This is a genomic window from Aeromonas sp. 602396 (assembly GCF_049173735.1).
GTDB classification, from domain to species: domain Bacteria; phylum Pseudomonadota; class Gammaproteobacteria; order Enterobacterales; family Aeromonadaceae; genus Aeromonas; species Aeromonas veronii_A.
Genome location: NZ_JAAKSD010000002.1, coordinates 360,383 through 372,267, shown reverse-complemented (window position 1 = coordinate 372,267; position 11,885 = coordinate 360,383). Strand labels below are relative to the sequence as shown.

Genomic DNA, 11,885 nt, shown 5'->3' with positions numbered 1-11,885 from the left:
AGCGCAGGCTTACACCAAGCGCCGCCACCTATATCGCATTCCTACACGGCAGAAATGGCCGATTATTGCTCAAACCACACTCGCGGTCGCCACCACTCGCCACTGCGCCGGTACCAAGGCCCCAGATCTCGCTCGGCGGTGACGCTCAAGCCCTCTGCGGTGGGTTCGACCAGCATCGCCCCTTGCTGACCGGTGATCCACTGGCGGGCATCCCGATAGCGGGCTACTACATCGGGACGGGGAAAGCCCCACTGATTCATAAAACCGGCGCTGTGGATCACATCCTTTGCCGCCACCGCCGCGACAAACGAGGGTGTGGAGGAGGTGCGACTGCCATGATGGGGGCTCACCAGCAAGGTGCTGGCCAACCCCTCCCCCTCCAGCGCCACCAGTCGTTGTTCGGCCTGCCGTTCGATATCGGCGCTCAGCAATATGCTGCGCTCGCCATCGCTGATGCGTACCACGCAGCCATCGTTGTTACGCCCACCGCCTGGGTATTCGGGCCAGAGCACCACAAACGAGAGCCCCTGCCAGCGCCACTGTTGCCCACGCTGGCACAGGGTGGTTCCCTCACTGAAGGGGTAAGAGGAGAACTCGTGACGCACCGGCATGGCGCTGAGCAGTCGCTTGCGATTGCCGGCATGGTCCCGATCCTTGTGGCTGATGATGAGGCGATCGATGACCCGGATCCCCAGATGGCTTAGCTGGGGCAGGATCACCGCGTCCGCCATGTTGTAGCCTCCGGGATAACGATCGCCGGTGTCATAGAGGATGGCACGCTCCCCCTTGCTGATCAGCACCGCCAGCCCCTGTCCCACATCCAGCACCCGCAGTTGCCAGCGGGCGGGAGCTGGCCAGCACGCCAACACCAGCGCAAGGGTGCCCGGTAACCAGAGCCAGCGTGCCGGGCGCCACTTTGCGGCGAACCAGAGCAGCAACAGCAGGGTGCAGAGCGGCAGCCACCAGCCGGGTAGTGGCCACCACAGTTGCAGTTGATCGGCCAGCCAATTCAGGATCGTCAGCACCCACCCGAGCCCCAGATCCGCCAGCCAGAACAGGACATAGGCAAGCGAGGTGGAGAGCGGCGCCAGCAGCACACTGATCAGGGCCAGCGGGATGATGGCGATACAAAAGAGCGGTACCGCCAACAGGTTGATCACCATGGCAAGAGGCGCTATCCCCTCGAACAATGCCAGTTGCAGCGGCAGCAGACCAAGCAGCAGCCAGAGCTGGATCTGCCAGAGCCCCGGCTTGTCGTGTACATATCCCACCAGCAGCAAGATGGCCACCGCCAGAAACGAGAGCCAGAAGCCGGCCGAATAGAGGGCGAAGGGATCCCAGAGGGTCAATACCACAAAGGCCCACAGCCAGATGCGCCAGGCCGGCCACTCTCGCCGGCTCCAGCGCAATACACTCCACACCAGCACCATGATCAGGGCCCGCTCGGTGGCCACCGCAAACCCGGCCAACGCGCTGTAGACGGCGGCAAACAGCAGGGAGGTGATGATGGCGCCACGCAGGCCAAACAGCCTGCCCAACCACCACCCGAGCACCGCCACCAGCGCAATGTGTTGCCCTGAAATGGCGATGATATGGGTCAGACCACTGCCGCGAAACAGCTCCCACTGGGCATCCGTGATGCCGCTCTGCTCGCCAAAAGCGAGCGCCGCCAGCAAGGGGGCATAGTCAAGTGGACGCCAACTCTCGGTCGCTGCCCCCAACCAACGTTCACGCCAACCCGCAGGTGCCTGTTGAATATCTATCACCCGACGCAGATTGCCAGTGGCGGTGATCCCCTTGCCCAGCAGCAGACGCCGCCCATCCAGCCCCGCCTCGTTGGCCAGACCGTGAGCCGGTTTCAACGAGGTCACCAGGGTGATCCGGCTGCCTACCGTCATGGCGGGCAATGCCTGATAGGCATTGACCCGGATCAGGGGCTCAGGTGTCACCGGTTGTTCGTCGAGGATGCTCACCCGCAGCAGCAGCCGGACAAATTTATCCCCCTCGGGCTCTGCACTTTGCAGCTCTGCGGTTATCATGTGGCTCGTCTGATCGCCCAGCCGCTCCAGCCAGGCCAGCCGATAGGCAAGATTGGCCTGCATCCAGAGGATGCCGAGCAGGAGAAACAGCCACCGCCAGGCACGGCAATATGCAAGGGGGATCAGCAGGGACAGCAACAGGCCCCCCCATGCGAGTGAAGGTAACCATGGCCAGAGCAGTGAGGAGCTTGCCCCCAGGGCAAACGACAACAGACGCAGATCCATGGAGCAAGTATTTAGCAAGGTTTCAATATGCCCAAACGACTCATTAAACGCTGGATGCCCGATCAGCAAACCCTGAAAGAACACAAGCACCTGCGGCTGTTCGGCAAACTGCTGCTCGATGCCAACCTCTGGCACCTCAACCGTCGCTCTGCAGCCGGGGCATTTGCGGTGGGCCTCTTCATGGCCTGGGTGCCGCTCCCCTGCCAGATGCTGCTGGCCGCCGGTGGCGCCATCCTGTGCCGGGTCAATCTGCCGCTCTCGGTGGCGCTGGTCTGGCTCTCCAACCCCTTTACCATGCCGCCCCTGCTCTATGGTGCCTATCTGGTAGGTTGCCAGCTGCTGGGACATTCGGCGCAGCAGATAGAGATTGAATTCACCTGGGAGTGGCTGGTCTCGGTACTGGGCACAGTGGCACCGCCGCTGTTGCTGGGCTCGCTCATCCTGGCCCTGCTCAGTTCTCTTATCGGTTACACCCTGATCCGCACCTTCTGGCGGATCAGCACGGTGCGCCAGTGGCAAAAACGCAAGATGGCCCGCCCATGCTGAGTCGCTGGTTTGCCCGCTTCAAGCTAGATCCCGATACCCTGCGCCAACAGAAGTGGTTTGCCCTGTTTGGTGAGCGACTGCTTGCCCCAGCCCTCTGGCAAGGGGGCACTCGCGCCCTGAGTGGCGCGGTGGCGGCCGGGATCTTCGCCTGCTGGTTCCCAATCCCGATGCACTCGCTCATCGCAGTCGGTCTGGCGCTGGCATTCAGCCTCAACCTGCCACTGGCGCTGCTGGCGGTCTGGTTCAACAATCCGCTGACCCTGCCGTTCATGTATCTCTACGCCTATCGCACCGGTTGTCTGGTACTGCACCAGACGCCGGAGCCTTTCCACCTCAGCTGGACCCTCCACTGGCTGGAGCAGGAGGCTGCCACCCTGGTGCCCCCCTTCCTGCTCGGCAGCCTGCTGCTGGCGGTACTCACCGCCCTGAGTGGCGGCGCCCTGACCGCGCTGCTGCTGCAACTGCGCAAACTGTGGCAAGGTGCCCGCCACCAGTGAGCTCCCCTTCCCATCGTTTGACGATCAGCCGTTGGCGATCAAAAAAGCCCGTCACCAAGGTGACGGGCTTTTTCATGGCATAGTGCCGCATAGTGCCAGAGCACAAGGCAATGCGATTACAGCACCTTGGCAATGGCCTCGCACAGGGGATCTATATTGGCGCGGGTAATACCGGCTACGCTGATCCGGCCTGAGCCGACGATGTAGATGGCAAATTCGCTCTTGAGGCGCTCCACCTGATCCTTGGTGAGACCGGAGAAGGAGAACATGCCGTTCTGCTCGCGGATAAAGCTGAAATCCTGGCTCACACCGAGGGCAGCCAGCTTCTCGACCAGCAGCTCACGCATCTCGCGAATCCGCACCCGCATGGCGGCCACTTCTTCGACCCACTCGGCATAGAGAGCCGGATCGCTCACCACGGCGGTGACCACAGCGGCGCCATGTGACGGCGGGTTGGAGTAGTTGGCACGGATCACTGTCTTGACCTGGGTGAAGGCCACATCGGCGATCTCCTTGGTCGCGCTGACCAGCGTGAAGGCACCGACCCGCTCGTTGTAGAGGCCGAAGTTCTTGGAGAAAGAGCTCGCCACCAGCAGCTCGTCATGGCATTCGGCGAAGATACGCAGGCCTTCGGCATCCTCTTCGATACCACGGGCAAAACCCTGATAGGCGAAGTCAAACAGCGGCAACCAGCCGGCGGCAGCACTTTGTTTGGCCAGCGCGCGCCACTGTTCTGCAGTGGGATCGATACCGGTCGGGTTGTGGCAGCAACCGTGCAGCAGCACCAGCTCACCCGGCTGCACTTCGGCCAGCGAAGCCTGCATGGCGGCAAAGTCGAGCCCCTTGGTGGCGGCGTCGTAGTACTTGTACCACTTGACGGTCAGGCCCGCGGCCTGGAATACGCTGACGTGGTTGGCCCAAGTGGGATCGGAGATCCAGATGGTCTTGGCCAGACCGTTGCGCACCACAAATTCGGCCGCGATACGCAGGGCACCGGTACCGCCCGGCGCTTGGGCGGTCTTGGCACGACCGCTGGCAACCAGCGCAGAATGCTGCCCGAACAGCAGTTGCTGCACGATACGGCCATATTCGATATTGCCTTCAATACCGAGGTAGTTCTTGGTCTTCTCGTCGGTCAGCAGCTTCTGCTCGGCTTTCTTGACGCAGTGAAGAATGGGGGTGGCACCGGACTCGTCCTTGTAGATCCCTACGCCCAGATTGATCTTGTGGCTGCGAGAGTCAGCACGGAAGGCTTCGGTCAGGCCCAGGATCGGATCCGCTGGGGCGGCAACAACCTTTTCAAACATGGTATTCCCTGTATTCCGTTGAGTTCGTTGGGTGGCAAAGCGGCTTGATAAACAAAAGCGCTCATCTGGCGAGCGCTTCGTCAACTCTTTATATCACCGCGTTCAATGGGGGAAAACCGCTTTTTGGCTCGCTTTCAGGCCAATTTCAACCAACGGCATGCCACGCTGGCGCCAGCGCGCACACCTCGGCCGACAAGCCACCATTGGACTCAACCAAACCGCTACAAACTGCTAACAATGACTTGGGGATCCGGCTCGGCTCCCAGTGCCTAGCCTCAGTCAAAGGTTGGGCATACGCACTGAGAATGGGGGCCAGATCACGAGGCAGCCACCAGCTGGCCGGACGGCCCAAGCGCTGGGCCAACGCCTGCAGCCTATCCACCCCGGCAGGGTCGAGGGCGGTGAGATGACTCCACAACACATTGGGGGGCAAGGCGGCAACTACCTGCTGCAAGGCTAGAGGAGCCGATGGGGGAGCCCACACCAGCAAGGTGCCAGCATCAAGGGGCAACTCGGCAAAGGCGCCGACGCTATCTGTGGTGATCACCCGCTCGATACTCCCCTCCCCCCAGAGGATCTTGCCAAGACCCGCCAGGGTGCGCTCGGGCAGCGCCACCTCCCCCAGCGCCTGCAACCAGGGGGCGGCGTCGATCAGGGTGCCGCCGCTGAAAAAGAGGCTGAACGGCTGGGCGGCGCGCAAGCGCAACAGCTGATCGGCACAGAGCCGGATCCCCTTGTCCTCGAAATCAATCTGCTCGTTGGGGGTGAAGTTCACTTCGCTCTTGCGATAGAGCGCCGCCAGCACCCGTTCGTTGACCAGCTCCCCCAATTGCCAGCCCTGAGCATGCAACCACTCCTCGGGCTCGGGGGGGGCAGTTGCGATCTCGGCCAGCATCAGCTCGCGGGTGAGATAGCGCCGTCCGGCCGGGGTGAGCTCATAGCTGTGGCTGCCATGAGCGAGCAGCAGCTGGTTATCCTTGAGCAGGCCCACCAGCGGTTGCCACTGGCGGCCACGGATCACCACAGGTGAGTGGCTCAGCAACTGCTGCGCCAGTGCCCGCCATTCGGGGTGACTAAAGTCGATCAATTACAATCCATCCCTGTCAGTGCTCAATCGGATAAACAGCCTGAAAAGGTACCGTTACAGGCCGATGACGCCAAGCCTCCCGCGCCAATTACGTGACCTCGCTCCCTGCAATTTTCCCCAAACAGAAGAGCCCACCGTGGGGTGGGCTCTTCCTTGGATAACACTCGACGCTTACTCAACGTTGAGGCGCAGTTCGGCATCGTGCCAACCCAGTGGCAGGGTCAGCAGCTGATCGATCAGCTCCCGGCGATCGGATTTCTCCAGATAGGCGAGATAGAGCGGACGGCTCAGCGGCTGGCCCCCCTTCACCAGATGGAGCGCCCCCTTCTCGAGGAAGGGGCTGACCATCCGCCGTGGCAGGTAGGCAGCACCACCGTTGGCCAGCACGAACTGCAACGCCATGCTGGCGGAGCTGGAGTGCAGCACCGGGGTCTTTTGCAGGCTCTGCAAACGGCTGGGTTGCGGCTCGAAGCTGGTGCCCCAGTCGAGGTGGATGTGCGGCATCTGCATCAGGTTGTCGGCATTGGCGGCCGGATCCCGACTCACCAGCTCGAACACCAGCTCACCGATGGGATGCAGGGCAATCTCATCGATCTTGGTGGGCTCGGAGAGCAGGGCCAGATCGAGGGAGCGCTCCAGCAACTGGCGGCAGAGGTGCTCGCGGGAGGCTGTTTCCAGCCGTACCGCCAAACCGGGCGCCAATGCATAGATGTGATTGAGCCAGTCGTTGAAATCGAGCTCCCAGAACACAGCAGGCGCGCCGATGGCCAACTGCTGGCTGAATCCCGGCGAGAGCGCCACATCCTGCTTGGCACGACCAAGGGTGTGCAAGATAGCGTCTGCGTAGGGCAGCAGACGTTCACCGGAGGCTGTCAGGCGGATGTTGTTGCGATGACGGGCAAACAGACTGACACCCAGTTGCTGCTCGAGCTGGCGGATCCGGAAACTCACCGCCGACTGGGTCAGGTAGAGATTTTCAGCAGCCCGGCCAAAATGCCGGGTCTTGCTCACCTCGATAAAGGTCCGAAGCAGCTCGGTATCCATTAATCGATGGACTCGTCACTGCCACCACCGCTGCCACCACCGACATCAAAGCTGCCGCCACCGCTGCTCTCTTCGCTGGCGCCGCCAACGACGGTGCAGAGGCGATGAACGCGCTTGGGACCGATCACCTTGAGGTACTTGAACCACACCTTGGCATGGGGGTTGGCACCGGCTTCGCCGGATTTGACCTGCTCGACGAAGGCGGACTCGACATCGTCACGGGGTGCAAGGTTGCCCTGGTAGAGTGCCAGCATGGCGGTACCATACTTTTCCAGACTGTCCGCTTCGGCCACAGTGAATTCGCCACTGCGACGCAGGCCACGGGGAAAATGTTTGAAGTCGTTGAAACGCTTGTCTGATTCGAAGCTCATAGTGCTCTTTTTTCTGGTTAGTTTGACCTTTGCGGGCAAGTATCATCAGGCCATCGCCGAGTGCAAAATCAATTTTCTCACTATGTTAATAAATTTTTTTTATCGAAGTCACTTTGCCCCATCGCTGACGCCGATTTTGTGGCATAACACACAAAAAAGGTTGATAAATAATAAACTTATGTAAACGTGCAGCCAATTTGCACGTCACTTTTTGGACTGTGCAGGCAAAAATAAAGCGCCATACGGCGCTTTATTTATCACATCAGGTGAACCAGCTGAACCTTTGGTTCAAACATGCTTACTCAATCATGGCCGGTTGGGCCAGGTTGTCGGCACGCCACAGACGGTAGCGCACTTCATACTCCTGCGGCACGTAGATCACGAACGGCAGTTTTGAGTTGTAGTTCACGAAGAAGCCCTGACCGTAGATCTGGACGAAGGTCTCTTTCTGCTGGTTATCCGGGCACATCATCAGGGTGCTGATGGGGTCGGATACTTTGCCCAGTTTCAGGTAGTTGTAGCCCCAACCTTTGACGCTGTGCTGTTCCAGGTTGCCTGCAAAACGCGGTACGTTGCAATCAACCATCATCTTTTTGCCGACCTGCAGCTCGACCATCATGTCGGCTTCTTTCTCGACTTCAGGCAGGCGGATCACCACACGTTCCTGATTCACGTCAGCGGCTGGGAACATGCTGATATCAAATTTTTTCGGCTCGGCGGCGAAGGCATGGCCACCCAGCAACAAGGCGCCCAGCAGGCTAAAACGCAATACGGTTTTCATCTGTACCTCATGGGGTTGGTTCAACGCCGCTAGACTAACCGCTCTGCCGATTTCATGCCAGCGATCTGCTACGTAAAAACTGCGTAAAATGATGCAGATCCGGCACACCATGACGTGATCTGGCTATTTTCTGACAGGGCGCACACTCCCGTTACGGGAACCTGAAACAAAAAGCGAGGCCAATTGGCCTCGCTTTGCATTCAAATGGCGCCAGAGTGCTATTTGGCCGCCTCTTGATGGGCCTTGATGACGGCCACCGCCTTGTCGGGGAAGTCGCTGAACACCCCATCCACATCGGCCTGATAGAGGAAGATATTAAGTAGGTCGGTGAAGTCCTTGGCATAGGCCGGGATCTGCCCCTCATCCTGACGGAAGGTATAGGGGTGAACTTTCAGGCCCGCCGCATGGGCTTCTTTTACCATGCCGGTGAAGACCGGCTTGCCCAAAGTGCCCGGCTCGGTGACGATCATCGGCTTCCACGGGCCAATCCCTTCGGCATAGCTGGCGATGGTTTTCATCGCCCCCGGCTTGAACATCCAGTCATAGTTGTAGGGAGTCGCCTTGCCCTTGGCGTCATAGACCATGGTCTCGTTCCAGTCGGTCTCGGCCATCAGCTGCACCAGTTTCAGATCCATACCCATGGCGGGCATCAGTTCGCTGTTGATGCGCTTGAGTTCATCGGCATCGAAGCACTGCAGATAGACCTTGTCGTCCTTCCCGGTGTAGCCGTACTCCTTGAGCACCTTCAGCACCGCCTTGGAGATATCCTTGCCTTCGTGACGGAACAGCCAGGGCGCCTTGATCTCCGGGTAGATCCCGATGTTCTTGCCGGTGCTCTTGTTGAGCCCCTGGATCATCTCGATCTCCTCCTGGAAGGTGTGGATCTTGAAGTCTGACTTCCAGAGCGGGAAGCGGGCCGGATAGACCGGCACCTGCTTGCCATCCACCAGCTGGAATGGCTCGGTCATACGCAGGGAACGCACCTCATCCAGGGTGAAATCCACCACATAGTAACGGCCGTCCGGACGGGCACGACCAGGGAAGCGCGCCGCCACATCGGTGATACCATCGAGGAAGTGATCGTGCATCACCACCAGCTGGTCATCCTTGGTCATCACCAGATCCTGCTCCAGATAGTCGGCCCCCATGCCATAGGCCAGCGCCTTGGACTCCAGGGTATGCTCGGGCAGGTAGCCGGAAGCGCCACGGTGGGCGATCACCACCTTGCCTTCATCGGCAGCCAACACGGGTAATGAGAGGGATGCCCCAAGGCTCAAGGCGATGAGGGAAACGGCGAGTTTTTTCATATGTGATGCTCTTTATTATTGTGTGTAGGTAATTGTTCTATCAGAGGTTTGTTTCATATTTACGGTGGAAAACGGTGGGCAGCAGCGCACTGCCCACCGTCACTCATCAGCTCGCCTTGCGCAGAGCCTGATGGTATTGGTCGAGCCAGATCTGCAGCATCTGCTGCTCTGAGTCGTTCAGGCGCAGCCCCAGCTTGCTGCGGCGCCAGAGGATATCGTCCAGTGAACAGGCCCACTCCCGTTCGATGAGATAGCGCACTTCCGACTCGTAGAGGCCGCCACCGAAGTGAATGCCGCGATCCTCTTTCAGCCAAAGACGGGCATGGGCACCATAGGCCTCGGCAATGCGCAGGGCGCTGCGATCATCGAGCCAGTCAAACTCCAGCGCAAAGGCGCGGGCCAGCTCGCGTACCGAGCAGTCAAACTCGCCACCTGGCAGCCGGCTGGTCGCCGTCCAGTCATCCCCCATCTGGCTAAACCAGGGCTTGAGCTTGTTGCAGGCGGCCTGCGCCAGCTTGCGATAGGTGGTGAGCTTGCCGCCAAACACCGACAAGAGCGGCGCACCGTCAGACTCGCCAGACAGTTCGAGGGTGTAGTCACGAGTCACCGCTTGCGGCGAGTCTGACTCGTCATCACAGAGCGGACGCACCCCGGCATAGGTCCAGATCACATCTTGCGGCGCAATTTGGCGAGTGAAGTGGGCGTTGACCACCTTGCACAGGTAGGTAATTTCAGCCTCGCTGATCTTCGCTTCCCGCGGGCTGCCGTGGTGCTCCACATCCGTGGTGCCGATGAGGGAGTAGTCCTGCTGATAAGGGATGACGAAGACGATACGGTTATCTTCGTTTTGCAGGATATAGGCCTCTTCGCGCTCGTGGATGCGCGGCACTATCATGTGGCTGCCTTTAATAAGGCGAATGCCGCGGGGGGATTTCTCGTGCAGGCTCTCGTCATAGAAGGTCTTGACCCAGGGGCCCGCCGCATTGACCAGACCACGGCAGGTGACGGTGAACTGCTCGCCCCCTTCCCGCTCCAAAGTGAGCGTCCAGTGTTTGGATCCGCGCACCGCCTTGATGCAGCGGGTGCGGGTCTGCACGTCGGCCCCCTTGTCACGGGCCATCATGGCATTGAGCACCACCAACCGGGCGTCGTCGACCCAGGCGTCCGAGTATTCAAACCCCTTATTGATCCCTGCGGTCAACCCATCTTGCGGCAGGAAGCGCACGCCACAGCTCCCCTTGAGCTTGTCGCGCTTGGCCAGATTGTCATAGAGGAACAAACCGGCGCGGATCATCCAGGCCGGACGCAGGTGTGGACGGTGCGGCAGGCGAAAACGCATGGGACGCGCAATGTGAGGCGCCATATCGAGCAGCACCTCACGCTCCGCCAATGCCTCTTTCACCAGCCGGAATTCGTAATGCTCGAGATAGCGCAAACCGCCGTGGATCAACTTGCTGGAGTTGGACGAGGTGGCAGAGGCGAGATCTTGCGCCTCAAACAGGGCAACCTTCAGACCCCGTCCTGCCGCATCGGCTGCGATGCCGACCCCGTTGATGCCGCCACCGACGACGACCAGATCATAATGTTCGCTCATGTTCACCTACTTTCATTTTTATGATTGCTATAACAGCAATGTTTGATTTCGCTCATTTTAGAACATGAAAATACAACAAACGAACATTTTATGATGAAAGTGTGATCGCCACAGCCCGCTAGAGGTGGCAAAGAGGACAGGTCAGCGGAGCAAATGGCGTCGGGCCAACATCGGCGGGTTAATAGCCAAAAAAACCAGATTGAATAGTGGTTTTTGCAATACCTATAAAGGGGTGAGATGGGTGCAGGGATGGGGGACAGAAAAAGAAAGGAGGCCGCCCGAACGGGCGACCGGCACAGCCTTGGCCTCTTCAGCCGTCAGCAGATGTGGCAGGCGATCTGGTGTTGCGCCATCAATCGCGTCAGCTTCTCCGGTGGCTCCTGATCGGTAAAGAGGGCGTGGATCTGGCTGAGATTGCCCAGATTGACCATGGCATTGCGACCGAACTTGGTGTGGTCGGCGGCCAGGAACACCTGACGGGAGTGAGCGATGATGGCCTGGGCAATCTTCACCTCGTGATAGTCGAAATCGAGCAGGGAGCCGTCGTTGTCGATGCCCGAAATCCCGATGACACCATAGTCCATGCGAAACTGACCGATAAAATCGCGGGTCGCCTCCCCCACGATGCCGCCATCGCGGTTGCGGATCTCGCCACCGGCAATGATGACGGTGAAGTCATCCTTGGCCGTCAGAATGCTGGCCACGTTGAGGTTGTTGGTGACGATACGCAGCTCGCGGTGATCGAGCAGGGCACGGGCAATGGCCTCGGTGGTGGTACCTATGTCGATAAAGAGCGATGAACCGTCGGGAATATTGGCCGCGACCTCGCGGGCGATGCGCTCTTTCTCCTTGAGTTGCATCACTTTACGGGCGCTGTAGGCGGTATTGACGGTACTCGAATGCAGGGAGGCACCGCCATGATGGCGCCGGATCTTGTTCTGTTCGGCGAGATCGTTCAGATCCCGGCGAATGGTCTGGGGGCTGACGTCAAAGTGGGTCACCAGATCGTCGGTCGAGACAAATCCCTGCCGCGTCAGGACGTCCAGGATCTCCAGATGTCGTTGGGTTTGCTTCACGCTTGCACTCC

11 protein-coding genes are annotated in these 11,885 nt (G+C 59.7%); 2 read left to right on the top strand and 9 right to left on the bottom strand.

The window, feature by feature from the left end:
* Window positions 1-62: 62 nt before the first annotated feature.
* The gene (locus tag G5229_RS05310) at window positions 63-2,264 is read right to left on the bottom strand and encodes a DNA internalization-related competence protein ComEC/Rec2 (protein WP_421208735.1); all 2,202 of its coding nucleotides are present in this window, start codon (window positions 2,262-2,264) and stop codon (window positions 63-65) included.
* Between the two features lie 27 nt (window positions 2,265-2,291).
* On the opposite strand from G5229_RS05310, the gene G5229_RS05305 reads away from it, so the two are divergent.
* Together G5229_RS05305 and G5229_RS05300 are read left to right on the top strand one after the other, a co-directional pair.
* The gene (locus tag G5229_RS05305; RefSeq protein WP_005350890.1) at window positions 2,292-2,810 is read left to right on the top strand and encodes a DUF2062 domain-containing protein; all 519 of its coding nucleotides are present in this window, start codon (window positions 2,292-2,294) and stop codon (window positions 2,808-2,810) included.
* A complete protein-coding gene (locus tag G5229_RS05300) occupies window positions 2,804-3,307 on the top strand; it encodes a DUF2062 domain-containing protein (protein ID WP_005359699.1) in 504 nt (167 codons plus the stop codon). Before G5229_RS05305 ends, G5229_RS05300 begins: the two co-directional genes overlap by 7 nt.
* A 116-nt stretch (window positions 3,308-3,423) precedes the next feature.
* On the opposite strand, the gene G5229_RS05295 is transcribed toward G5229_RS05300, so the two are convergent.
* The 8 genes from G5229_RS05295 to G5229_RS05260 all read right to left on the bottom strand — a co-directional run bounded on the left by G5229_RS05295 (window position 3,424) and on the right by G5229_RS05260 (window position 11,874).
* Entirely contained in the window at window positions 3,424-4,614 is a 1,191-nt protein-coding gene (locus tag G5229_RS05295) for an amino acid aminotransferase (protein ID WP_216978471.1), read from the bottom strand.
* Window positions 4,615-4,759: 145 nt separating this feature from the next.
* Entirely contained in the window at window positions 4,760-5,701 is a 942-nt protein-coding gene (locus tag G5229_RS05290; protein WP_058055945.1) for a hypothetical protein, read from the bottom strand.
* 171 nt (window positions 5,702-5,872) lie between these two features.
* The gene (gene hdfR / locus G5229_RS05285; RefSeq protein ID WP_421208734.1) at window positions 5,873-6,745 is read right to left on the bottom strand and encodes an HTH-type transcriptional regulator HdfR; all 873 of its coding nucleotides are present in this window, start codon (window positions 6,743-6,745) and stop codon (window positions 5,873-5,875) included.
* Entirely contained in the window at window positions 6,745-7,116 is a 372-nt protein-coding gene (locus G5229_RS05280) for a DUF413 domain-containing protein (RefSeq protein ID WP_005350885.1), read from the bottom strand. The genes hdfR and G5229_RS05280 overlap by 1 nt, the downstream gene beginning before the upstream one ends.
* A gap of 298 nt (window positions 7,117-7,414) precedes the next feature.
* A complete protein-coding gene (gene eco, locus G5229_RS05275) occupies window positions 7,415-7,897 on the bottom strand; it encodes a serine protease inhibitor ecotin (RefSeq protein WP_005337529.1) in 483 nt (160 codons plus the stop codon).
* Between the two features lie 218 nt (window positions 7,898-8,115).
* On the bottom strand, window positions 8,116-9,204 hold the full coding sequence (gene glpQ, locus G5229_RS05270; protein WP_005337531.1) for a glycerophosphodiester phosphodiesterase: 1,089 nt from the start codon (window positions 9,202-9,204) through the stop codon (window positions 8,116-8,118).
* Window positions 9,205-9,310: 106 nt separating this feature from the next.
* Entirely contained in the window at window positions 9,311-10,798 is a 1,488-nt protein-coding gene (gene glpD / locus G5229_RS05265) for a glycerol-3-phosphate dehydrogenase (protein ID WP_421208733.1), read from the bottom strand.
* A gap of 317 nt (window positions 10,799-11,115) precedes the next feature.
* Entirely contained in the window at window positions 11,116-11,874 is a 759-nt protein-coding gene (locus tag G5229_RS05260; protein WP_005347045.1) for a DeoR/GlpR family transcriptional regulator, read from the bottom strand.
* Between the last annotated feature and the right edge of the window lie 11 nt (window positions 11,875-11,885).